General features: G+C 65.9%; 22 protein-coding genes and 2 tRNA genes. 7 read left to right on the forward strand and 17 right to left on the reverse strand.

Annotated features, from left to right (window positions below; all coding sequences use genetic code 11):
* The first annotated feature begins 41 nt into the window (after positions 1-41).
* Positions 42-986 carry a DMT family transporter gene (locus DS843_RS09975; RefSeq protein WP_149468737.1) on the forward strand — a complete coding sequence of 315 codons (945 nt, stop codon included), beginning with the start codon at positions 42-44 and terminating at the stop codon, positions 984-986.
* On the opposite strand, the gene DS843_RS09980 is transcribed toward DS843_RS09975, so the two are convergent.
* The 5 genes from DS843_RS09980 to DS843_RS10000 all read right to left on the reverse strand — a co-directional run bounded on the left by DS843_RS09980 (position 922) and on the right by DS843_RS10000 (position 6,514).
* The gene (locus tag DS843_RS09980; RefSeq protein ID WP_149468738.1) at positions 922-2,007 is read right to left on the reverse strand and encodes a pyridoxal phosphate-dependent aminotransferase; all 1,086 of its coding nucleotides are present in this window, start codon (positions 2,005-2,007) and stop codon (positions 922-924) included. The two genes, DS843_RS09975 and DS843_RS09980, sit on opposite strands and share 65 nt — an antisense overlap.
* Positions 2,008-2,158: 151 nt before the next feature.
* Positions 2,159-2,935: an amino acid ABC transporter ATP-binding protein gene (locus tag DS843_RS09985; protein ID WP_286192028.1), complete on the reverse strand. Its 777-nt coding sequence runs from the start codon at positions 2,933-2,935 to the stop codon at positions 2,159-2,161.
* Between the two features lie 23 nt (positions 2,936-2,958).
* Positions 2,959-4,077 carry an amino acid ABC transporter permease gene (locus DS843_RS09990; protein ID WP_149468739.1) on the reverse strand — a complete coding sequence of 373 codons (1,119 nt, stop codon included), beginning with the start codon at positions 4,075-4,077 and terminating at the stop codon, positions 2,959-2,961.
* 5 nt (positions 4,078-4,082) lie between these two features.
* Positions 4,083-5,282 (reverse strand): amino acid ABC transporter permease, encoded by a 1,200-nt coding sequence (locus DS843_RS09995; protein ID WP_149468740.1) that lies wholly within the window; start codon positions 5,280-5,282, stop codon positions 4,083-4,085.
* A gap of 209 nt (positions 5,283-5,491) precedes the next feature.
* Positions 5,492-6,514: an amino acid ABC transporter substrate-binding protein gene (locus DS843_RS10000; protein ID WP_149468741.1), complete on the reverse strand. Its 1,023-nt coding sequence runs from the start codon at positions 6,512-6,514 to the stop codon at positions 5,492-5,494.
* 240 nt (positions 6,515-6,754) lie between these two features.
* On the opposite strand from DS843_RS10000, the gene metC reads away from it, so the two are divergent.
* Positions 6,755-7,933, forward strand: a complete 1,179-nt coding sequence (gene metC, locus DS843_RS10005; RefSeq protein WP_149468742.1) for a cystathionine beta-lyase — start codon at positions 6,755-6,757, stop codon at positions 7,931-7,933.
* Positions 7,934-7,976: 43 nt separating this feature from the next.
* Entirely contained in the window at positions 7,977-8,387 is a 411-nt protein-coding gene (gene hisI, locus DS843_RS10010; RefSeq protein ID WP_149468743.1) for a phosphoribosyl-AMP cyclohydrolase, read from the forward strand.
* A gap of 350 nt (positions 8,388-8,737) precedes the next feature.
* On the opposite strand, the gene DS843_RS10015 is transcribed toward hisI, so the two are convergent.
* The 4 genes from DS843_RS10015 to DS843_RS10030 form a co-directional block, all read right to left on the reverse strand.
* The gene (locus DS843_RS10015; RefSeq protein WP_286192029.1) at positions 8,738-8,980 is read right to left on the reverse strand and encodes a DUF6460 domain-containing protein; all 243 of its coding nucleotides are present in this window, start codon (positions 8,978-8,980) and stop codon (positions 8,738-8,740) included.
* Between the two features lie 488 nt (positions 8,981-9,468).
* A tRNA-Arg gene (locus DS843_RS10020) sits at positions 9,469-9,545 on the reverse strand.
* 10 nt (positions 9,546-9,555) lie between these two features.
* The gene (locus tag DS843_RS10025) at positions 9,556-9,852 is read right to left on the reverse strand and encodes an ETC complex I subunit (protein WP_149468745.1); all 297 of its coding nucleotides are present in this window, start codon (positions 9,850-9,852) and stop codon (positions 9,556-9,558) included.
* Between the two features lie 49 nt (positions 9,853-9,901).
* A tRNA-Pro gene (locus DS843_RS10030) sits at positions 9,902-9,979 on the reverse strand.
* 79 nt (positions 9,980-10,058) lie between these two features.
* On the opposite strand from DS843_RS10030, the gene DS843_RS10035 reads away from it, so the two are divergent.
* The gene (locus DS843_RS10035; protein ID WP_149468746.1) at positions 10,059-10,601 is read left to right on the forward strand and encodes a hypothetical protein; all 543 of its coding nucleotides are present in this window, start codon (positions 10,059-10,061) and stop codon (positions 10,599-10,601) included.
* Between the two features lie 13 nt (positions 10,602-10,614).
* Here DS843_RS10035 and DS843_RS10040 read toward each other — a convergent pair whose 3' ends face one another.
* The 4 genes from DS843_RS10040 to DS843_RS10055 all read right to left on the reverse strand — a co-directional run bounded on the left by DS843_RS10040 (position 10,615) and on the right by DS843_RS10055 (position 13,625).
* The gene (locus tag DS843_RS10040) at positions 10,615-11,100 is read right to left on the reverse strand and encodes a DUF192 domain-containing protein (RefSeq protein ID WP_149468747.1); all 486 of its coding nucleotides are present in this window, start codon (positions 11,098-11,100) and stop codon (positions 10,615-10,617) included.
* A 70-nt stretch (positions 11,101-11,170) separates the two neighbouring features.
* Positions 11,171-11,725: a hypothetical protein gene (locus DS843_RS10045; protein ID WP_149468748.1), complete on the reverse strand. Its 555-nt coding sequence runs from the start codon at positions 11,723-11,725 to the stop codon at positions 11,171-11,173.
* Positions 11,722-12,297 carry a hypothetical protein gene (locus DS843_RS10050; RefSeq protein WP_149468749.1) on the reverse strand — a complete coding sequence of 192 codons (576 nt, stop codon included), beginning with the start codon at positions 12,295-12,297 and terminating at the stop codon, positions 11,722-11,724. The genes DS843_RS10045 and DS843_RS10050 overlap by 4 nt, the downstream gene beginning before the upstream one ends.
* 146 nt (positions 12,298-12,443) lie before the next feature.
* Positions 12,444-13,625: an acetoin utilization protein AcuC gene (locus DS843_RS10055; protein ID WP_149468750.1), complete on the reverse strand. Its 1,182-nt coding sequence runs from the start codon at positions 13,623-13,625 to the stop codon at positions 12,444-12,446.
* Positions 13,626-13,751: 126 nt separating this feature from the next.
* On the opposite strand from DS843_RS10055, the gene DS843_RS10060 reads away from it, so the two are divergent.
* Positions 13,752-14,510 carry a DUF1194 domain-containing protein gene (locus tag DS843_RS10060; protein ID WP_149468751.1) on the forward strand — a complete coding sequence of 253 codons (759 nt, stop codon included), beginning with the start codon at positions 13,752-13,754 and terminating at the stop codon, positions 14,508-14,510.
* A gap of 80 nt (positions 14,511-14,590) precedes the next feature.
* Positions 14,591-15,415: a universal stress protein gene (locus tag DS843_RS10065; protein WP_149468752.1), complete on the forward strand. Its 825-nt coding sequence runs from the start codon at positions 14,591-14,593 to the stop codon at positions 15,413-15,415.
* 1 nt (position 15,416) lies between these two features.
* On the opposite strand, the gene DS843_RS10070 is transcribed toward DS843_RS10065, so the two are convergent.
* From DS843_RS10070 to DS843_RS10085, 4 genes are all read right to left on the reverse strand, one after another.
* Positions 15,417-16,877, reverse strand: coding sequence for a sodium:proton antiporter (locus tag DS843_RS10070; RefSeq protein WP_149468753.1), 1,461 nt, complete (start codon positions 16,875-16,877; stop codon positions 15,417-15,419).
* Between the two features lie 117 nt (positions 16,878-16,994).
* On the reverse strand, positions 16,995-17,375 hold the full coding sequence (locus DS843_RS10075; protein WP_149468754.1) for a DUF1850 domain-containing protein: 381 nt from the start codon (positions 17,373-17,375) through the stop codon (positions 16,995-16,997).
* A 7-nt stretch (positions 17,376-17,382) separates the two neighbouring features.
* Complete coding sequence (locus DS843_RS10080) at positions 17,383-19,494, reverse strand: TRAP transporter permease (protein WP_149468755.1); 2,112 nt, start codon at positions 19,492-19,494, stop codon at positions 17,383-17,385.
* 31 nt (positions 19,495-19,525) lie between these two features.
* Positions 19,526-20,464: a TAXI family TRAP transporter solute-binding subunit gene (locus DS843_RS10085; protein ID WP_149468756.1), complete on the reverse strand. Its 939-nt coding sequence runs from the start codon at positions 20,462-20,464 to the stop codon at positions 19,526-19,528.
* Positions 20,465-20,782: 318 nt separating this feature from the next.
* Between DS843_RS10085 and DS843_RS10090 the strand changes: the two genes are divergently transcribed.
* Positions 20,783-21,280 (forward strand): (2Fe-2S)-binding protein, encoded by a 498-nt coding sequence (locus DS843_RS10090; RefSeq protein ID WP_149468757.1) that lies wholly within the window; start codon positions 20,783-20,785, stop codon positions 21,278-21,280.
* Positions 21,281-21,289: the final 9 nt, after the last annotated feature.

Genomic DNA, 21,289 nt, shown 5'->3' on the forward strand with positions numbered 1-21,289 from the left:
ATCCCCCTCACGGGTCCTCCCACGGCCAGGAATCCGACGCCATGATGAAGGGCATCCTGTTCGCGTTCCTGGCCTTCGCCTTCTTCGCCTGGGGCGATGCGCTGGTGAAGGCAATCGGGCATGGGCTGGACCCGTTCGAAGTCACCTTCTTCGCCTACATTTTGCCGCTGCTGCTCTCCCCCGTCTTCATGACGAAGGGGGACCGGATCGGCGACCTGCTGCGCTGGAACCGGCCCTGGCTGATGACGGTGCGGCTGATCTTCGTGGCGGCCTCCACCCCGCTCAGCGTCATGTCGTTCCGAAGCCTTCCCTTCGCGGAAGCCTTCGCGATGATCTTCCTGATGCCCAGCCTCGTCACGCTTCTGTCGATCCTGGTGCTGAAGGAGCCGGTGCGCTGGCGCCGCCGGCTGGCCATCGGAGCGGCCTTCATCGGCGTGCTGATCGTCGCCCGCCCCGGCTTCCGCGAGCTTCTGCCCGGCCATTTCGCGGCGCTGGGCTGCGCCCTCAGCTCCGCCGTGGTGGTGGTCACCGGACGCATGATCGGGCATTCGGAGAAGCGCTTCACCCTGATCGGGACGGTCTTCCTGTCCACTGCCCTGGCATCCGGCCTCCTGATGATCCCCGGCTTCGAATGGCCGACGCGCGATCAATGGATTCTGACCATCGGCTTCGCGACGACGACGTTCGCCGCCCAGGCGCTGTTCACCCTGGCCGCCGCCTACGCTCCCGCCGACCGCGTGGGGGCGGCCCAATACAGCCAGATCCTCTGGGCGCTGGCCATCGGGGCGATCTTCTTCGACGAGTGGCCGGACCTGCTCTCTCTGCTCGGCATCGTCATCGTCGTCGGCTCCGGGCTGTTCATCTTCGCCCGCGAACACGCCCGGCACCCGGACCCGGTTCCCGAGCCCCCGGAGGACGAGGTCAGCTCAGAATCTCTCCCAGAGCGGCCACCAGAGCCCGGTTTTCCTCCTCCAGCCCAACGGTGATCCGCAGGCAGTCGGCCAATCCGTAATCCTGGGTCGGCTTCACCAGGATGCCCCGGCGGGCCAGATGGTCCAGCACCGCCTGCACGCCCAGCGACGGGTCGGTCGGGATGCGCGCCAGGATGAAGTTGCAGACGCTGGGATAGACGCGCACGCCGAGTTGCTCCAGCTCGTGGCTCAGCCAGGGCAACCACGCGCTGTTGTGGGCGAAGGTCGCCTCCTCATGCTCGGTGTCCCCGATGGCGGCTTCCGCCGCGGCCTGGGCGGCGATGCCGACGTTGAAGGGGCCGCGCGTCTGGTTGATCGCCTCGATCACGCCCGCCGGACCATAGGCCCAGCCGACGCGCAGCCCGGCCAGCCCGTGCAGCTTGGAAAAGGTGCGCACCATCAGCACGTTGTCGGAGTGCTCGACGATCTCCGTCCCGTCGCTGTAGTTGTCGCGGCGGCAATAGTCGGCGTAGGCGGAATCCAGAACCAGAAGCGTGTGCGGCGGCAGGCCGGCGCGCAGCCGGTGAACCAGATCGGACGGGATGTAGGTGCCGGTGGGGTTGTTCGGGTTGGCGAGGAAACAGAGCTTCGTCCTCTCGTTGGCCCGGTCGATCATGGCCTCCACATCCACGACCAGATCCCGCTCCGCCGTGACCACCGGGGTCGCGCCCGCCGCGCGGATGGCCTTCATGAAGCCACGGTAGCCATGCTCGTGGCACAGAACCTCGTCCCCCGGCCCGGCGAAGGCCTGGGTCACGAGATGGATCATCTCGTCGGAGCCGCTGGAGCAGGTGATGTGGTTGGCGTCCAGATCGTAGCGGCGCGCGATGGCGTGGCGCAGCCGGTCCTGCGACCAGTCCGGATAGCGGTGGATCTGCGTCGCCATGTGGCGGTAGGCGGTGAGCGCCTTCCGCCCCGGCCCCAGCGGGTTGACCGTCAGCGACAGATCGACCCAGGCGCCGCCATCCTCGGGAGGACGGTTGGGCCGGTAGGGCTTGATCTGACCGATTCCGGGACGGGGACTCAGCAGCTCCATCAGGCAGACTCCGTTGTGCAGGATGGCAACAGCACGAACGGGCAGCATTGAACCTGAAACCGGCACAACCCGCCAGCGTCGCGTGGGGGTTGCGTTGGTTTACCGCGCCGGAACAATCCATTCCGGCCCATTCCGGCGCGGTGACGACGCGTCAGTGGTTCAGGATCTGGCTGAGGAACAGCCGCGTCCGTTCCGACTGCGGGTTGTTGAAGAACTCGTTGGGCGTGTTCTGCTCGACGATCTCACCGCGGTCCATGAAGATCACGCGGTCGGCGACCGACTTGGCGAAGCCCATCTCGTGCGTGACGCAGAGCATGGTCATGCCGTCCTCGGCCAGCCCGATCATGACGTCCAGCACCTCCTTCACCATCTCGGGGTCGAGGGCGGAGGTCGGCTCGTCGAACAGCATCACCTTCGGGCTCATGCACAGCGAGCGGGCGATAGCGACGCGCTGCTGCTGCCCACCGGACAACTGGCCGGGATACTTGTGCGCCTGCTCCGCGATGCGCACCCGGTTCAGGTAACGCATCGCCAGCTCTTCCGCCTCGGCCTTCGGCTTCTTGCGGACCCAGATGGGGGCGAGCGTGCAATTCTCCAGCACCGTCAGGTGCGGGAACAGGTTGAAGTGCTGGAACACCATGCCGACTTCGCGGCGGACCAGCTCGATGTTCTTCAGGTTGCCGGTCAGCTCGATGCCGTCGACGACGATGGAGCCTTTCTGATGCTCCTCAAGCCGGTTCAGGCAGCGGATCATGGTCGATTTGCCGGAGCCGGAGGGACCGCAGATCACGATCCGCTCCCCCTTGGACACCGACAGGTCGATGTTCTTCAGGACGTGGAACTCGCCGTACCACTTGTGCACGCCGCGGCACTGGATGATTTCGTCGCCCTTGGCGAAGCTGCGTGCGGCGCCGGCGGTCTGGGCCATGGTCATCTCTTTTCCCCTTTCCCTCAACGACGGTGTCCGCGACGCAGGTCGCGTTCGAGCTTTTGGCTGTATTTGGACATCGAGTAGCAGAACACCCAGTAGATGACGCCGATGAACAGGTACGCCTCGCGGTAGAAGCCGCGCCACGCCGGGTCGGACAGCGCCGCCTTGGCGGTGCCCAGCAGGTCGTAGAGGCCGATGATGATGACCAGCGACGTGTCCTTGAAGAAGCTGATGAAGGTGTTCACCAGCGGCGGGATGGAAATGGCGAGCGCCTGCGGCAGGATGATCTTGCGCATCGCCTGCCAATAGTTCAGGCCCAGCGCGTCCGCCGCCTCGTACTGGCCCTTGGGAATCGCCTGGAGACCGCCGCGGATCGCTTCCGCCATATAGGCGGCGGCGAACATGATGAAGGCGATCTGGGCGCGCAGCAGCTTGTCGAAGTTCACGCCGGTCGGCAGGAACAGCGGGAACATCACCGACGCCATGAAAAGCAGGCTGATCAGCGGCACGCCGCGGATCAGCTCGATGTAGGTCACCGAGATCACGCGGATCGCCGGAAGCTGCGACCGCCGCCCCAGCGCCAGCAGGACCGACACCGGGAAGGCCACGGACAGGCCGATCACCGACAGCATCAGCGTCAGCGGCAGGCCGCCCCACAGCGTGTTCTCGACGTAGGTCAGCCCCAGCACGCCGCCCCACATCAGGACGCCGACCGCGGTCAGGCCGGCGACCCACAGAAGGCCCAGCCAGGGCTTCCAGAAGCGCCGGTCACAACTGACCAGCACCAGCGCGATGATGATCACGATGGTGACCAGGGGCCGCCACTGCTCGTCGTACGGGAAGGTTCCGAACATGACGAAGCGCAGCTTCTCGCTGACGAAGGTCCAGCAGGCGCCGCCCTCCTGCCGGCACACCTGCGGCGGCGTGCCGAAGCTGTTGGCGCTGAAGATCAGCCAGTCGAGAAGCGGCGGGATCGCCTTGAACAGCAGCCAGGCGATCAGGATCGTCAGGAGAGCGTTGTACCAGGTGTTGAACAGGTTGTTGCGAAGCCACGCCACGGGACCGACGGTGTTGGCCGGCGGACGCTCGTCGGGGATGCTTCCGGTATGGACGTTGCCGGTATGGACGTTGTCTGTCATGTCCGTCAGCGCTCCACCAGCGCGATGCGCTTGTTGTACCAGTTCATGAAGAGCGAGATGCCCAGGCTGATGACCAGATAGGTGCCCATGATCATCGCCACGCCCTCGATCGCCTGACCGGTCTGGTTCAGCGTCGTGTTGGCGATCGACACCAGATCCGGGTAGCCGATGGCGAGCGCCAGAGAACTGTTCTTGGTCAGGTTCAGATACTGGCTGGTCAGCGGCGGCACGATCACCCGCAGCGCCTGCGGCAGCACGACCAGCCGCAGCGTCTTGCCGCTGTCGAGCCCGAGAGCGCGCGATGCCTCCGTCTGGCCCCAGTTGACCGCCAGGATGCCGCTGCGCACCACCTCGGCGATGAAGGCGGAGGTGTAGACGACCAGACCGACCAGGATCGCGAAGAACTCCGGCGTGATGACCACGCCGCCAACGAAGTTGAAGCCCTGCAGTTTCGGAACGTCCATCGCCGTCGGTGCGCCGCCGGCGATGTAGGCGATCAGCGGAAGCCCGACCAGAAGGCCGAGCGTCGCCCAGCCGGTCGGGAAGGGCTGGCCCGTCCGCTCCTGCCGGGTCTTGGCCCAACGCCGCAGGAAGATCACGGCGATCACCGCGATGGCGAGCGCGAAGCCCATGTGCGCCCACACCGGGTCGGCGGCGGGCACCGGCATGAACAGGCCGCGTTGCGACAGGAAGACGCCGGGGATCGGGTTCAGCGCCTGCCGCACCGGCGGCATGCTCTCCGAGACCAGCGCGTACCAGAAGAAGAGCTGGAGCAGCGGCGGGATGTTTCGGACGATCTCCACGTAGGTGGAGGCCAGCTTGGCGATCAGCCAGTTGCTCGACAGGCGGGCGACGCCGATCAGCGTGCCCAGCACGGTTGCCAGGACGACGCCGATGATCGACACCTTCAGCGTGTTCAGAACGCCGACCAGGAAGGCCCGGCCATAGCTGTCCCGCGGGTGGTAGTCGATCAGGCTCTCACCGATGCCGAATGAGGCCTCGCGCTCCAGGAATCCAAATCCCGTCGCGATGGACCGCTTCGACAGGTTGTCGAGCGTGTTGTGAATCAGGAACCAGCCGACCGCGACGACGATGCCGACCACCAGAATCTGGTAGAACACGGCACGGACCGTCGGGTCGCTGAGGGAAAATGAAACACCGCCGTGCGCGCTTGGGCGCGCGGTGTCCCGGGTCTTGCTGGCCACGGTTCTCTCCCCTCACCAGCATGGCATAAGGGCGCCGGCCGCCTCCCGAACGTCCGCCGCACGCTTGCGCCACGTAAATCGTCTCCCAAACGGGCCTGCGGCACGGGCCTTGATTCTTGTCGCCCTGGAGCCGCCTTGCCCGCCGTCATGAAGCCGTAAAAAGGAAGGACCGCGGGCCTCCCTGTGGTCCGCGGTCCCCCTTTCCCGCCTTAGCGGATCGGCATCGAGTACTGCAGACCGCCGTTGGTCCACAGGGCGTTCAGACCGCGCTCGAGTTTCAGCGGGGTCTTGAGGCCGACGTTGCGCTCGAAGATCTCGCCGTAGTTGCCCACGGTCTTGATGATGTTGTAGGCCCACTTCTCATCGAGGCCGAGCGCCTTGCCCATGCCCGGCGAGCTGCCCAGGAGACGCTGGATCTCCGGGTTCTTGCTGTTCACGAACTCGTCGACGTTCTTGGAGGTGATGCCCATCTCCTCCGCCTGGATGGTGGCGTAGACGGTCCACTTCACCACGTCGAACCACTGGTCGTCACCGTGGCGGACGGCGGGGGCCAGCGGCTCCTTGGAGATGATTTCCGGCAGGATGACGTGGTCGTCCGGAACCGGCGCCACGCCGGCGCGGGTGCCGGCCAGGCCGGAGGCGTCGGTCGTCAGCACGTCGCAGCGGCCGGCGAAGTAGGCGGCGTTCACCTCGTCGTTCGACTCGATGACGACCGGGTTGTAGGACATGTTGTTGGTGCGGAAATAGTCCGCCAGATTCAGCTCGGTCGTGGTCCCGGCCTGGACGCAGACGGTGGCGCCGTTCAGCTCCTTGGCGCTCTTCACGCCGAGCTTCTTGTTCACCATGAAGCCCTGGCCGTCATAGTAAGTGACCGGGGCGAAGTTCAGGCCGACCGAGGTGTCGCGGGTCAGGGTCACGGTGGTGTTGCGCGACAGCAGATCGACTTCGCCCGACTGGATGGCGGGGAAGCGCTGCTGGGCCGACAGCGGGGTGAACTTGACCTTGTTCGGATCGTTGAACAGCGCAACCGCGACCGCGCGGCAGTAATCAACGTCGAGGCCGGTCCAGTTGCCCGCGCTGTCGGGGTTGCCGAAGCCCGGAAGCCCGGCGTTCACGCCGCACTGAACGAAGCCGCGGCCCTTGACGGCGTCCAGAGTCGGACCAGCCTGGGCACCGCTGGCGGCGCCGAACACCACGGCTGCGACGGCAGCGGCGAGGATTCCCGATTTCATCTTATGCTCCACCCTGTTCTTGCGTTTTTACGCTTAGGTTCATGCAATGCACGCTCCGCATGGCGGCCACGCGCATGTGACAAGAGTGCACCAACAGCATCCGGCTTGTCGAATCATCCTTAAGCCGTGCATTTGGATTGGTTATCCCTTACAGAGGCTTAGGTAAAAGAATCTTCCTTGGCCGGGACAATCTCGGACTGTCAGGATACGGCCAACGTCGCTGTTGTTGCGGAAAGACCCATGAAAGACGCACGAAAAGATACGGTCCTCGGTCACACCGGGCGCAGCCCGCGCGACAATCACGGAATCGTGAATCCGCCGGTCTACCACTGCTCGACCGTGCTGTTCCCGACTCTGGCGGCGCTTGAGGCGAGCGACCGGACGCCCTTCGACACCGTCAACTACGGGCGCGTCGGAACCCCCACGACGGCGGCTTTCGAACAGGCGGTGGCGGAACTCGAAGGCGCCTATCGGGCGGTCAACACGGGGTCCGGCCTGAACGCCATCGCCACCGCTCTGCTGGCCTTCACCAAGGCCGGCGACCATGTGCTGATCACCGACAGCGCCTATGGTCCGACCCGCCGGTTCGCCAACGACACGCTGGTCCCCTACGGCGTGGAGGTCGAGTATTTCGACCCCACCGTCGGTGCCGGAATCGCCGCCCTTCTCAGGCCGAACACCAGCGTCGTGTTCCTCGAATCGCCGGGCTCCCTGACCTTCGAGGTGCAGGACGTTCCGGCCATCGCCGCCGCTGCCAAGGCCGGGGGCGCCACGGTGATGATCGACAACACCTGGGCGACCCCCCTCTTCTTCCAGCCGTTGCGGCATGGGGTGGACATCTCCATCCACGCGGCCACCAAATACATGGTCGGCCACGCCGACGCGATGCTGGGCGTGATCGCCTGCGCCGACGAGGGAAGCTGGCTGGCCGTGAAGAAGGCCGCCACCCGCACGGGCACCTGCGCCGGACCCGACGACCTCTATCTGGGGTTGCGCGGCCTGCGCACCCTGTCCGTCCGCCTGAAACGGCACGAGGAAAGCGCGCTCGCCCTGGCCGACTGGCTGTCGAAGCGGCCCGAGGTGACGCGCGTCCTGCATCCGGCCTTCCCGGACTGCCCGGGCCACGACATCTGGAAGCGGGACATCGGGCGCAGTTCCGGCCTGTTTTCCGTGGTCATGAACCCGGTGCCCAAGCCGGCCCTGTCGGCGATGCTGGATTCCATGGAGCTGTTCGGTTTGGGCTATAGCTGGGGCGGGTTCGAAAGCCTGATCCTGCCGGTACGCCCCGCCGCCGTCCGCACCGCCACCCGCTGGACCGATCCCGGCACCGTGCTGCGCCTCCATGCCGGGTTGGAGGATGTGGACGATCTCATCAGGGATCTCGATGGCGCCTTCACCCGCCTGAACAACGCCCTGTGACGGGCTTCCCGGCGATACGCCGCACAAGCACGAGGATCGGACCATGACGGACGCCACCGCGTTCGAGGATGTGATCGCCGCCATCTCTTTCAACACCGATGGGTTGGTTCCGGCCATTGCCCAGGCGGACGGAACCGGCGAAATCCTGATGATGGCCTGGATGAACCGCGAAGCCGTTCTGGAGACCTTGCGCACGGGCCGCGTCTGCTATTGGTCGCGGTCGCGCAAGGGGCTGTGGCGCAAAGGCGAAACCTCCGGCCAGATGCAACGGCTGAAGGATTTCCGGGTCGATTGCGACGGCGATACCCTGCTGCTGATCGTGGAGCAGGACGGCGTGGCTTGTCACACCGGTCGGCGCAGTTGTTTCTACCGAGCGGTGCGTGACGGAAAACTTGAAGTTATTCAGGATGTTGAAACCGACCCTTCCATTCTCTACGGGCATGGACATCGGTAAGACGCTAAACCTTCGCTGCAATGCGAAAAGCTTTTGATCTATGTCAACGTGCAGGGGGGCGGGAAGAGGTACAACGCTCTTGTCTCTAACCCTCCCTGTATTCGCCTATGCCGGGGGTTCCATTGGAACCCTCGGCTATTTTTTTGTGCGCAGATAAATCGTGTCCTGTACAAGCCGCATCCGGTTGAAGCGAATCGAGAAAATTAGCGTAGGTTGATGTAGATCAACGAAGCGGATATGCCGAACGGATAAACACTCCTTGTCTCTAACCCTCCCTGTATTCACTTAGCCGGAGATTCGATGGAATCTCCGGTTTTTTCTTGTCCGGGTAGAGAAGCGAACCGCCTGTTTCATGGGCGGTGCCGCGTGCGCGTCCAGCGCATGACCGCCGCCAGTATGGACAGCGGCACGACGATCACCGCACCGATGAGAATGTAGGGCAGCGCCCAATGGAACAGATCCGCGGCCAGCCGCGCGATCTCCTGGATGGTGCTCCAACTGTTGGTCAGGATATTTGCGGGATCGATGTCCAGGAAGGACAGGACCAACCCGACCACGAAGCACAGCAACAGCGTTTTGACGACCCAACCCACCAAGACATCACCTCGCACGTTCGGCGGACGGCATGGGACTGCCGAAGCGTTCCATGAAACGCAGTCGACGAGGACGCGGTTCCTTGCGCCGCCAATGCAATGGAGGAGCGGAAAGGAACGTCTTTGGATGGCCTGTCGCCGCCGCTTTCGGGCTATCCCCAAAATCTGTGGATAACTTTGTGAATGAGTCTGAAAGCCAATTGGAGAGGCAGTGCTGAAATTGCATACCCCCGATTTGAGCGTGCCCGCCGTGCGGGGAAGCCGTTGGATGTTCAGGACATCCAATCCATAAGGCTGTGATGGCAGCCTTTTGACGACATTGAATACGCCAAAAGAGATATGGGGATAACTTTGTTGAACATTTGGGTGTACGAACGCATCCCGATGCCGGAAGCGATCGGAACGCCGCAACACGCGTGAGCGGAATTTCACCCCATGAGAGCGGCGCGGACGCGTGCGCGGCTCGAGGCAAATGCCGGATTGGGAGGTGGCGACCCCAGCAGGATTCGAACCTGCGACCTATCGCTTAGAAGGCGATTGCTCTATCCAACTGAGCTATGGGGCCTCGGTCCGGCTCAGAAGCGCGGACGGTCCATGCGGAAGTTGTCGGCGTAGTTGCGCGGGCGGACGCGGCGCACCGGCGCATCCTGCACCGTGTATTCCCACCCCTTGCGCTTGGCGAAGGCGACGGCCTCCTCCGAGGTTTCGAAGCCGATGCGCACCTGGTTCAGGGTGTCGCCGGAGCTGATCCAGCCCATCAGCGGCTCCGGACGGCGCGGGGTTTCGATTTCGTACTCGAGCAGCCAACGATGCGTCTTGGCACGCCCGGACTGAGTGGCCGCTTTGCTCGGCTGGTAGATCCGGACTTTCATGACGCGGCATCTCCTCTGATACGTGCGTGTTGCATCGTTCTGATTTCGTTGGTCGGGGCGCCCGGATTCGAACCGGGGGCCTCCAGTACCCAAAACTGGCGCGCTGACCAGACTGCGCTACGCCCCGACGTCGCGGAGTGAAATACACGAACCCCGCGCGGACGGCAAGGAGCAGGAGCATCTATCCCGCAGGGTGGACCTTCCGTATGATGCGCCCCCTTTCGACCGTGCCGAACGCCGCCCCCGTGAACGCTCCCGCCCCACCGGAATCCCGCATCGCCGTCTTCGTTTCCGGACTGGACGACATCCCCTCCGGGCGCGCCGCCGTCGCCCTGGCGAACGCGCTGCATCGGCGGGGCCATGGACTCGACGTCGTGGCGCCGATGGGGGGTGGGCCGCTGCGAACGGCGCTGCTTCCCGGCATCGGGCAGATCGACCTTGCCAGGCGTCACACCGCCACCTCCGTCCTGGCGCTGGCCCGGATCGTCGCGGAGCGGCGTCCCCTAGGGCTGATCGGATCGGGGTCGGACGCCGGTCTGGTCGCTCTGGCCGCCGCCCGTCTGTCCTGCTGCGGCACGCCCGTGGCGGTGCTGGAGGATGCGCCTTCGCCGTTGGAGCAAAGGCTGCGGCGCTTCCTGCGGAGCCGGCTGCAACCCTGCGCCGCCGTGCCGGCGAGAAGCGTCGATGATGATCCGGAGGAGGCCGCTCGGATCGTCCTGACCGCCTTCGGCCTCCCGGACGTGGCCTAACGCCGCAGGGGCGTCACTTCGCGGTGCCGAAGGCCGAATGCACCACGCGGTCGCCCGGACGGATGCCCAGACGCGCGCTCATCCCTCCGTTGATCTCCAGAATGCCCTTCACCGGCCCGGTGGAGTTCACGGCGTCCAACGAATGGGGCACGGCGTTGGCATGGATGTTCACGATGCGCCCGTCCGCCCCGATGAAGATCATGTCCAGCGGGATCAGCGTGTTCTTCATCCAGAAGCTGGCCGGCTGCGGGCGATCGTAGGTGAACAGCATTCCGGCATCGGCGGCCATTCTCTCGCGGTGCATCAGCCCCTGCGCCTGCTGGGCCGGCGTTTCCGCCAGTTCGACGTCGAAGCGGTACTTGCCGCCGCCCGCCGTCTCGATGGTCAGTGTGGACCGCGCGAAGCTCTCCAGTGCCGCCGCCGGCAGGGCGGACAGCAGAATCATCACACCCAGCAGAATCCCGCCCAGAATCCCACCACGCACAGCCCGTCCGATCATCGCGTTCAACCCATTCCTTTGACGTTCCGGGCCGGACGATGCCGTTGGAGGGGGCGCCTGTCCAGCGGCGTTACGCGGCCGTCCGGTCGGTCGAGGTGCTGTAGATGTCCTTGGTCACCGGCTTGACCTCCTTGATCTGATAGCCCGGCCGGGCGCTGAAGCGGCGGTTGGCCCGCTCGGCGGCTTCCCGTTCGCTCTCGGCCCAGACCAGATAGTCGCGCCCGCGCGCCCATTCGACGGCCAGAGGGTGCAGGGCGTCGATCTCGCCGATCTGCTGGTTGACGACGGTGACCAACCATTCCTTGTCGTTCGGGTTCCGCCGGTCGGTAAGGATCAGCAACTGGGGGCGCTGTCTGGCCTGCGCCTCGGACAGGCGGCGTTGGATGTCGGACTGCTTGCGGCGCGCCTCGACCGTGTCGGCCAAACACTCCTCGATCTCCTTGGCGACGTTCTCCTCCTCGTGCTGGAGCCGGCGGATCGTCGCTTCCAGCTTGCCGACGGTGTCCTTGGCCGCGCGCATCCGGCTGCGGCTCTGCGCCACCTCCGAATCGACCGCCAGCAGCACGTTGCCGAGCCACGCCCCGATGGCGATGATCCCAAGGATGATGAGGAAGTTGACCATCATGACGGGGGCGCCTTGGCCTTGATCCGGACGGGGTTGGGGCGCCCTTGCGTCTTCTGGAAGTTCTTGGTGAAGCCCATCTTGAAGGGAAAGGCCAGTTCGACGAGTTGCCTGGCCTCCTCCATTCCGGATGCCCAGACCTCGGCCACGTTGGCGCAGCGCCAAATCGGGTTGACCTGGGACTTGTCGCCGCTGTTCCTTGATGTCGAGGACGCCTTCTCCTGGGCGATGTTCACCAGGAACTTCGACATGCCGGCCTGGGGATCGCCCACCTCGTGCACGAACAGGGGCGGTTGCAGCGCGATCTCTGCGATGGCCCGCTCCATCTTCCGGTTCTCGGACTCGATGCGGTGCTTGTCGGCGGACACCTGGTTGCGCCGTTGAACCTTCACGTTGACCCGGTCCTGAAGCTCGTGAATCTCCGAATGCAGGACGTAGATGCGGTTCTCAAGCTGACTGATTCCCGCCGCACGGTGCAGGTATTCGGGCAGGAACCGCTTGAGCATCATGGCGACGGGGATCGCGGCCAGCATCATCGCGGCGATGGTCAGCAGGAGCAAGGTCGTGTTGGACATCGGCGGCCTGCCCCTCTCCCTCTTCTCCGGCACGGCGTGCAATCGCGGAACGGTCTGCAGACGGCGCGAGTCGCGCGAATCAGGCTGGCCGATTCGCATCGCTCCGTCAACAGAGTGTCATTCCATCTGGAAAACCTTTCCAAAGATTATCCAAAGAGTTCCATCTTCGTTTTTGCCGCAGCGGCAACCCGACGCACCTCCTCCCGGACAGGACCGGGACGCGGGGCATCTACCAAGGTGGTGAACCAATGCTCGGGCGGGTTCCGTCCGGCGGCGCGCGACCAGGACAGCGCCCGCAGCACGCCTTCGGCCTCCGGCGTGGGCGGCACCGCCGGGTCGATCCCGTTCAGAACCGCCCAGATTCCGGCCCAGCAGCGACCGACGGACCAGGGATTGTATCCCCCTCCCCCAACCACCAGCACGCGCGGCGCAAGCCCCATCAGGGCACGCACCGCCCGCCACAACGCGCCGTTCGACAGTTCCAGACGGCTCAAGGGGTCTTCGGCCAGCGCGTCGGCGCCGGTCTGGATCACCAGCGCCTGCGGTCGGAACGCCAGTCCCAGCGGCAGGATCACCGTCTCCAGAAGATAGTCCATCTCCGTATCGTTGAACTCCGGCGGCACCGGCAGATTGCAAGCCAGTGCACCGGGCCGGTCCTCTGCCTTTCCCGTGAAAGGCCAGCGCCCGTCCTCGTGGACGGAGAGGGTCAGGACCCGGTCGTCGTCGGCGAAGGCGTCCTCCACCCCGTCGCCGTGATGGGCGTCCAGATCGACATAGAGGACCCGTTCGACTCCCGAATCGAGCAACGCCAGGATGCCCAGCACCGGCGCGTTGAAATAGCAGAAGCCGCTGGCCCGCCCCGGACGGGCGTGGTGGGTGCCGCTGGCCGGGCTGTAGACGATGCCGGCGGGCGCCCCGGCCAGCAGGCGCCCAGCCAGGATGGCCGCCCCCGTGCTGATGGCGGGGCGCCGGTACATCTCCGGAAAGACGGGGTTCTCCAACCGGCCCAGATTGTAGCGCTCTCCGGTCCCGGCATCCACGCGCTGCTCCGCCTCCGCGCGGTGTAGGGCGGCGATGTAGTCCGGGGCGTGAAAGCGGGCCAGTTCGTGAGGAGTCGCCATCGGGCTGTCGCGATAGACCGTGTCGGGCAGCCACCCCATGGCACGGCTGAGGTCGATGGCGGTCGATACCCGCGGGATGGCCAGCGGATGCTTCGCACCGTAGCTGGAGCCCCGGTAGATCTCGCTGCCCAGGAACAGCGGGCGGATGGTGACGTCGCTCGGACAATCGGCGGTCGGAACATCGGCGGTCGGAAAATCGGTCGGCATGGGGTGGAGAGGTGGCGCGGGGAAGCCCGTCCGTCAACGCCTCGCGCAGAACGCCCCTTGTCCCGGCGCCGCGGCGACCTCTTTTCTTGAGTGGGCTTGGGGAGACATCCGCGGGGGAGGCACGGCATGGACGGTGCGTGGCGTCTGGCGGGGGTGGCCGTCGCGGTCTTGCTGGCGGGAGGAGCGGACGAGGCGGCCAAGGCCGACACGCCGGTCGATCTGGAATTGGTGCTGGCGGTGGACGTGTCCGGCAGCGTGGACGCGGAGGAAGGCCGCCTCCAGCGGGAGGGCTATGTCGCCGCCCTTACCGACCCGAAGGTCCAGGCGGCGATCCGCGGCGGCCCCTATGGGCGCATCGCCGTCACCTATGTGGAGTGGGCCGGGGACGGCTTCCAGCGGGTCACGGTGCCCTGGACCCTGCTGAGCGACCGGAACAGCGTCGAGTCCTTCGCCTCCTCCATCGCCGAGTCGCCCTACCTCACCGCGCAATGGACCTCGATCAGCGCCGCCATCGACTTCAGCGCCCGCCTGTTCAACGACAACGGGTTCGAAGGGGTGCGGCGGGTGATCGACGTCTCGGGCGACGGGGTCAACAACCGTGGGCGCCCGGTGCAATGGGCGCGCGACGAGGCGGTCGCCGCGGGGATCACCATCAACGGCCTGCCGATCCTGAACGACCGCCCAAATCCCTGGGGCGGGGCGGCGCCGACCAACCTGGACGGCTATTACCAGGACCATGTGATCGGCGGTCCCGGCGCCTTCCTGGTCCCCGCCGTCAGCTTCGAAGCCTTTGCCGACGCGATCCTCAGCAAGCTGCTTCTGGAGATTTCAGGCCTGCCGCCGGACCCCGGTACGGGCGCCCCAACCGGGTTGGCCAGCCGCTAGCCGGGCCGTTGCCAGACCGGCCCGTCAGACGTTACCTATTGTACGTTGGGTCAACCGGTTCGAAACCTGCGAGCGAGACCATGCCGATCAAGACAATCCTGCTTCATATGTCGAACGACGACCGCCATGCCCAGCGGTTGGAGGTCGCGGTCGGTCTCGCCAAGCGCTTCTCGGCCTTCGTGGAGGTGCTGTTCGTCGCCTCGCCGGTGTCCATGCCCGCCGCGGTGACCGGACGCGCCGCCTCATACGCCTACATCGCGGAGGCCACGGCCATCGCCCACGAGAAGGCCGAGCGGATCGAACAGGTGGTGCGGCAGGCGCTGAAGGACTGTTCCTATTCCTGGACGATCGAGGAAGGCGACCATGTGGAGCTGCTGGCGGCCCGCGCCGCCTACGCCGACCTCGCCATCGTGACGCAGAGCCATGGCGACGATCTCGACGACCGGGTGATGCTGCATCTTCCGGACCGGCTGCCGCTGGTGAGCCCCTGCCCCACGCTGGTGCTGCCTTACGGCGTCCCCGCGCCGGCGGTGATCGGCCGTCATGTGGTGGTGGCCTGGAAGAACACGCGGGAGGCCGGGCGGGCGGTGCGCAACGCCATGCCCTTCCTCAAGGCGGCGGAAAAGGTGACCGTGCTGACCGTCGACCCGCCGGGGCACAGCCTGGACCGCGGGCGCGACCTGATGATCTGGCTCGAACGCCACGGCGTCCGCAGCGGCCACCAGTCGAACATCCACCAGGGCGGCGACGTGGGCGACGTCGTCATCGCCAGCAACCGCGATCTGGGCGGCGATCTGCTGGTGATGGGGTCCTACGGCCACTCCCGCCTGCGGGAACTGGTCCTGGGCGGGACGACCCGCACGATCCTCTCGGATCTCGAAGTCCCGGTGCTGATGTCGCACTGATCTACAGGAAGAACACCCAGGTCACGACGACGAACAGCGGAACCAGGAAGCCGAAGGACCACAGCATGTAGCCGAAGAAGCTCGGCATCGCCACGCCGCGCTCCTCCGCGATGGCCTTGACCATGAAATTCGGGGCGTTGCCGATGTAGGTGACGGCCCCCATGAACACCGCGCCCGCCGAGATGGCCGCCAGCGTCAGCGCCAGATCGGTCATCAGCACCTGCGCGTCGCCCCCCGCGGTGTTGAAGAAGATCAGATAGGTCGGGGCGTTGTCGAGGAAGCTGGACAGCACGCCCGTCGCCCAGAAATAGGCCGCCGGAACCGGTTCCCCACCCTGGTTCACCGCGGCGATGATGGCGCCCAGCGCCCCGTCCGTGCCCGCGCGCAGGATGGCGATGGCCGGGATGATGGTCAGGAAGATCGCGGCGAACAGCTTCGCCACCTCCAGGATCGGCCCCCAGGTGAAGGCGTTGAGGCGGCGGCTGTGCGCGCTGGTCAGCTTCAGCGACAGGCCGGTGATCGCCAGCAGCAGCAGGTTGCTGACGATGGTCTCCAGCGGTACGTGGATGTGATAGATATCCACCCCAACCCCCGGATGCCAGACGCCGCTGAGCAGGACGGCGCCGACGATGGCGACGAGCAGGAGCAGATTCACCGCCCCCTCGATCCGCACCGGCTCCCGCTCATGCACGCCCTCGATCAGCGGGTGCTTGCCGGGGTCCTTGGTGTGGAGATAGAGGTCCAGCACGAAATAGATCGCCAGCAGGCTGCCGGACACCAGCATCATCGGCCAGAACAGATGCACCGTCGGCCAGAAGAAGCCGACCCCCTTCAGGAAGCCCAGGAACAGCGGCGGGTCGCCCAGCGGCGTCAGCGAGCCGCCGACGTTCGACACCAGGAAGATGAAGAAGACGATCGTGTGGACCTTGTGCCGTCGATGCTCGTTCGCGCGGATCAGCGGACGGATCAGCAGCATCGAGGCGCCCGTCGTTCCCATCAGGCTCGCCAGCAATGTGCCCAGCCCAAGCCCAAACGTGTTCGCCACCGGCGTGCCCACCAGGGTGCCGGCGATGCGCACGCCGCCGGCCACCGTGAACAGCGCGGTCAGCAGAACGATGAAGGGAATGTATTCGAGAAGCAGGGTGTGCAGCAGCTCGTAGGTGGCGAGCCCGGCACCGAAGGTCAGCGCGAAGGGCAGCAGGAAGGCGATGGCCCAGCCGGCGGCGACCTTGCCGAAATGATGGTGCCAGAAGGACGGCATCAGCAAAGGCATCAGCGCGATGGACAGCAGAATCCCGACGAAGGGAATGACCCAGACGACGCTCAGGCTGCCGCCGTCCAGGTGAGGGGCGCCCGCCCCCTCCGCCGCCAGGGCCAGCCCCGGAATTCCGGCGGCGGCGAGCCCCGTCAGGGCGGCCAGAGAGCGGAGAAGGCGATTTCGGGTGGGGCTGGCGTCGGTCATCGCACGCATTCGGCTGTCTGTCATATCAGTTGACGAGTATGCGCCCCCGAACGGGTTAAGCCAATATGGATCGACCAGTCGGAAATCCTTTAACCGACGTGCACGAACGGGATGGCTTCAGCGGCACGGCTTCAGTTCCAGCGGGCCCGGGAGGGTGCCGCCGGTCCAGCCCCGGAGCGGACGGCATTCGCCGCCCGCGCACAGGGTATGGTCCGGCGTGAAGGACGACGCGGCAAGGACGACACGCTCCTGCGGCGGAAGGGCCGGAGCCCAGACCCACCAGCCGCCGGCCAGCCGCGCGCCTTCGGGCGGTTCCATCCCGGCGCCGCCGCCCTTCACGCGGGCTTCGGTCAGGACGAGCCGCCCCTGCTCGATGCGCCAGTCCTCGCGCCATTCGGTCTTTTCCACCGAATGGGTCCAGGACAGGGTGAAGGCGGGACCCGGCAGGGCGGCCAGAACCGCCCCACCGAGCGCCGAGAGGCACAAAGCGGCGCTCATACCGGGTTCATGCCGGCGCGCCGGACCGCCCCAGACTGCGCAGGCGGTAGCGCTGCCACAGCAGGAATACCGCCGTCATGACGAACCCGATCTCGTCCGTCACCGGCAGGGCCAGAACGAACAGGAAGGCCGCCGCCGCCCCGAACGCCCGTTCCGCCCAATTCAGCGGCGTCCAGAAGAAGCCGATGGCCGCCGCGCCCCACAGGCCGATGGCGATCAGCGCCTTCAACAGGATGTAGGCCACCGCCAGCGGGTCGGTGGTCTGGAGCATCAGCGCGGGGGAGTACACCGCCATGAAGGGCACGACATAGCCCGCCATGGCGATGCGCGTGGCGATGAAGCCGACCTGCATGTGCCCCGCCCGGCAGATGGACGAGGCGGCCAGCGCCGCCAACGCCACCGGCGGCGTCAGGTCCGCCATGATGCCGAAGTAGAACACGAACATGTGCGACACGATCAGCGGCACGCCCATCTGCAACAGGGCCGGCGCCGCGATGGCCGCCGTGACGATGTAGTTGGCGGTCGTCGGCAGTCCTGTGCCCAACACGATGCAGGCCAGCATGGTGAGGATCAGGGCGACCAGCAGGTTGCCGCCCGACAGCTCGAAGATCGTCGCCGCAAGGCTAGAAGCCAGCCCGGTCAGGGTCAGGATGCCGATCAGCACACCCACCAGCGCGCAGGCGACACCCACGCCCACGGCGTTCTTGGCACCGTCGGCAAGGCTCTGCACCAGCATGGCCAGCGTTTCCCGACCGCCCTTCACGATCAGGCAGGGAATGACCAGAAGCCCGACGAGGGCGAAGGCCAGATGCTCCGTCCGCCACCCCATGCGCCACAGCGCCGCGGCGATCAGGCCGAGAACGACCCAGAAGGCGACGCGCAGGGCCATCGGGCCGATAGCGCCGACGATCCGCGTGCCGAGAATCAGGGCGATGGTGGCGGCAATGCCGATCACCCCCGCGAACAGCGGCGTGAAGCCGGAGAACAGCAGATAGACCAGCGCGGCCAGCGGCAGGATCAGGTACCAGCCCTCGATCAGCGCGCGGGACACGCTGGGGCACTGGTCCTTCGGCAGGCCGACGAGGTTGCGCTTGCCGGCTTCCAGATGCACCATCCAGAAGGCGCTGCCGAAATAGAGAATTGCCGGAATGGCGGCGGCGATGGCGATGTCGCTGAAGGGAACGCCGATGGTCTCCGCCATGATGAAGGCCGCGGCCCCCATGACCGGCGGCATGAGCTGCCCGCCCATGCTGGCGGTGGCCTCCACCGCCCCCGCGAAGGCCGGGCGGTAGCCGAAGCGCATCATCAGGGGAATGGTGAACTGGCCGGTGGTCAGCACGTTCGCCACGCCCGATCCGTTGATCGTCCCCATGAAGCCGGAGGAGATCACCGCCACCTTCGCCGGCCCGCCCTTGGCGTGGCCGACGAGCCCCAGCGACACGTCGTTGAACAGCTTGATCATGCCGGCGCGCTCCAGGAAGGCGCCGAACAGGATGAACAGGAAGATGAAGGTCGACGACACGAAGACGGGCGTGCCGTAGATGCCTTCGGTGGACAGGAACAGGGTGTCGATGACCTGATCGATGTCGTAGCCACGGTGGGCCAGTCCGAAGGGGAGATGGCGACCGAACAGCGCATAAGGGATGAACACGCCGCAGATGATCGGCAGCGCCAATCCCATGATCCGCCGGGCGGCTTCGAACACCAGCGCGATGGTGACCGCGCCGACGACGAGGTCCGTCATGGTCGGATCGCCCGACCGCTGGATCAGGTCGGCCTCGAACACATAATGGTAAAAGGCCAGCACGAATCCGGTCAGGCCCAGAAGCCAATCGTGCCAAGGCACGCTGCGCCGTTCCCCATGCGACCGGAAGCCGAACAGGGCGAAGGTCATCAGCAGCAGAAATCCGACATGGACCGAGCGGACGACCAGGCTGGACAGCGGGTTGAACGCCGCCGTCCAGATCTGGAACACCGAGAAGGCCACGGCGATGGCGAAGACGGCCTTGCCCGACACCCCTTCGAAGGCCACGACCGTCGAGGGATTCTCGCGGTCGATGGCCTGACGGATTTTGTCGTCTGCCGTTTTGGGGGCCGCCGCTTGGGAGGATGCGTTCATCGCTTTGGATGTCCCGGACGACGCGGCGCGCTTACATCAGCCCCTTTTCCTTGTAGAACTTCTCCGCCCCCGGGTGCAGCGGGACCGGCGACTGGATCGCGCCGGCGTCCAGCTTGATCTGCTTGGCGGCGGCGTGGGCCGCGGCCATCGCCTCCAGATTCTCGAACATCGCCTTGGTCATGGCGTAGACCGCGTCGTCCGACACGCCGGAATGGGTGACCAGCAGGTTGCGCACCGCGGCCGTCGGCACCGGCTCGCTCTGTCCGCTGTAGCTGTTGGCCGGGATGGTCTCCGCGATGTAGGCGGAATCGCCAACCTTCTGCACCACGTCCGCCGGGATCGACACGATGGTGATCTCCTGCGAGGTCGCCAGATCCTTGATCGCCGCGACGCCGAGGCCGGCGGAGATCAGGGTCGCGTCGAGCTGCCGGTTCTTGATGAGGTCCACCGATTCGGCGAATGGCAGATACTCGGTCTTGGAGAAGTCCTTGTAGCCCAGCCCGGCGGCGGCGAAGATGGCGCGGGCGTTCAGCTCCGTCCCCGACTTCGGAGCGCCCACCGACACGCGCTTGCCCTTCAGGTCGGCCAGCGTCTTGACGCCGGAATCCTTGCTGGCGACGATCTGGATGTAGTTGGGATAGATGGCGGCGACGGTGCGCAGCTTGGTCAGCTTGCTCTTGAAGCCGGCCTCCTCGTCGCCCTTCCAGGCGCCGCTCAGCGAATCGCCGAGGGTGAAGGCGATCTCGCCGCGCTCCGACTGAAGCAGGTTCAGGTTCTCCACCGACGCCTTGGTCGCCTGGACCGTGACCTTCGCCCCCGGAATGGCCTTGCCGTAGATGCCGGACAGCGCCACGCCCAGCGGGTAGTAGACGCCGCTGGTGCCGCCGGTGAGAACGGTGACGAACTGCTCGGCCTGGGCGGGCAGTGCGGTGAGCATGCAGACGCCGACCGCGGCCAGGAAACGCTTCATTCTTCTATCCTCCCGAAAGACTGTCCGTAGCGGATCATTCGTAAGACGCGTTGGTTTGCGTCGGATTGTTGGCTATCCTAACTTGCGGACAGGAGGTTCGCCAGTACGTAGGAACCGAAAGAAACCCGGCGGTTCGGCGCGATCCCACTCCCTTCGGAGGAGGCCGAACGGCGTCTTGACCGGAAAGGACGAGACCCCCCTATCCTTGTTCCGGTTGGTCTTGCGCCACACTTTATCCCGCAGAGTTGGAAGAACCGTCGAAAGAAGCGTCGCGAAGGTCGGGGCAACAGAACGTCACCAACAATGGGAGGACAGCGGATGCCGTGTACCGTTTCCATGACCGTCAACGGAAAAACGGTCTCGCGCGAGGTGGAGGAGCGGACCCTGCTGGTCACCTTCCTTCGCGACCAGATCGGCCTGACCGGCACGCATGTGGGGTGCGACACCAGCCAGTGCGGCGCCTGCGTCGTGCATGTGGATGGGCGTTCGGTGAAGTCCTGCACCATGCTGGCCGCCCAGGCGGACGGCGCTTCGATCACCACCATCGAAGGGCTGGCGGCGGCGGACGGCACGCTGCACCCGATGCAGGCGGCCTTCCGCGAGCATCACGGCCTGCAATGCGGCTTCTGCACGCCGGGCATGGTGATGAGCGCCGTCGATCTGGTGACGGCCAACCCCTCCCCCACCGAGCAGGACGTCCGCGAGGGGCTGGAGGGCAACATCTGCCGCTGCACCGGCTATCACAACATCGTGAAGGCCGTGATGGCGGGCGCGGAAGCGATGCAGGGCGGCACGATGAAGGCCGCCGCCGAATAAACCGGAAGA

The sequence above is a fragment of the Roseomonas genomospecies 6 genome (assembly GCF_008365375.1).
Lineage (GTDB): Bacteria > Pseudomonadota > Alphaproteobacteria > Azospirillales > Azospirillaceae > Azospirillum.

Bases quoted from the DNA above. Each gene is read 5' to 3' on its own strand.
- DS843_RS09975 (WP_149468737.1), top strand. From the start codon at position 42: ATGATGAAGGGCATCCTGTTCGCGTTCCTGGCCTTCGCCTTCTTCGCC.
- DS843_RS09980 (WP_149468738.1), bottom strand. From the start codon at position 2,007: ATGGAGCTGCTGAGTCCCCGTCCCGGAATCGGTCAGATCAAGCCCTAC.
- DS843_RS09985 (WP_286192028.1), bottom strand. From the start codon at position 2,935: ATGGCCCAGACCGCCGGCGCCGCACGCAGCTTCGCCAAGGGCGACGAA.
- DS843_RS09990 (WP_149468739.1), bottom strand. From the start codon at position 4,077: ATGACAGACAACGTCCATACCGGCAACGTCCATACCGGAAGCATCCCC.
- DS843_RS10000 (WP_149468741.1), bottom strand. From the start codon at position 6,514: ATGAAATCGGGAATCCTCGCCGCTGCCGTCGCAGCCGTGGTGTTCGGC.
- metC (WP_149468742.1), top strand. From the start codon at position 6,755: ATGAAAGACGCACGAAAAGATACGGTCCTCGGTCACACCGGGCGCAGC.
- hisI (WP_149468743.1), top strand. From the start codon at position 7,977: ATGACGGACGCCACCGCGTTCGAGGATGTGATCGCCGCCATCTCTTTC.
- DS843_RS10025 (WP_149468745.1), bottom strand. From the start codon at position 9,852: ATGAAAGTCCGGATCTACCAGCCGAGCAAAGCGGCCACTCAGTCCGGG.
- DS843_RS10035 (WP_149468746.1), top strand. From the start codon at position 10,059: ATGATGCGCCCCCTTTCGACCGTGCCGAACGCCGCCCCCGTGAACGCT.
- DS843_RS10040 (WP_149468747.1), bottom strand. From the start codon at position 11,100: ATGATCGGACGGGCTGTGCGTGGTGGGATTCTGGGCGGGATTCTGCTG.
- DS843_RS10045 (WP_149468748.1), bottom strand. From the start codon at position 11,725: ATGATGGTCAACTTCCTCATCATCCTTGGGATCATCGCCATCGGGGCG.
- DS843_RS10050 (WP_149468749.1), bottom strand. From the start codon at position 12,297: ATGTCCAACACGACCTTGCTCCTGCTGACCATCGCCGCGATGATGCTG.
- DS843_RS10055 (WP_149468750.1), bottom strand. From the start codon at position 13,625: ATGCCGACCGATTTTCCGACCGCCGATGTTCCGACCGCCGATTGTCCG.
- DS843_RS10060 (WP_149468751.1), top strand. From the start codon at position 13,752: ATGGACGGTGCGTGGCGTCTGGCGGGGGTGGCCGTCGCGGTCTTGCTG.
- DS843_RS10065 (WP_149468752.1), top strand. From the start codon at position 14,591: ATGCCGATCAAGACAATCCTGCTTCATATGTCGAACGACGACCGCCAT.
- DS843_RS10070 (WP_149468753.1), bottom strand. From the start codon at position 16,877: ATGACCGACGCCAGCCCCACCCGAAATCGCCTTCTCCGCTCTCTGGCC.
- DS843_RS10075 (WP_149468754.1), bottom strand. From the start codon at position 17,375: ATGAGCGCCGCTTTGTGCCTCTCGGCGCTCGGTGGGGCGGTTCTGGCC.
- DS843_RS10080 (WP_149468755.1), bottom strand. From the start codon at position 19,494: ATGAACGCATCCTCCCAAGCGGCGGCCCCCAAAACGGCAGACGACAAA.
- DS843_RS10085 (WP_149468756.1), bottom strand. From the start codon at position 20,464: ATGAAGCGTTTCCTGGCCGCGGTCGGCGTCTGCATGCTCACCGCACTG.
- DS843_RS10090 (WP_149468757.1), top strand. From the start codon at position 20,783: ATGCCGTGTACCGTTTCCATGACCGTCAACGGAAAAACGGTCTCGCGC.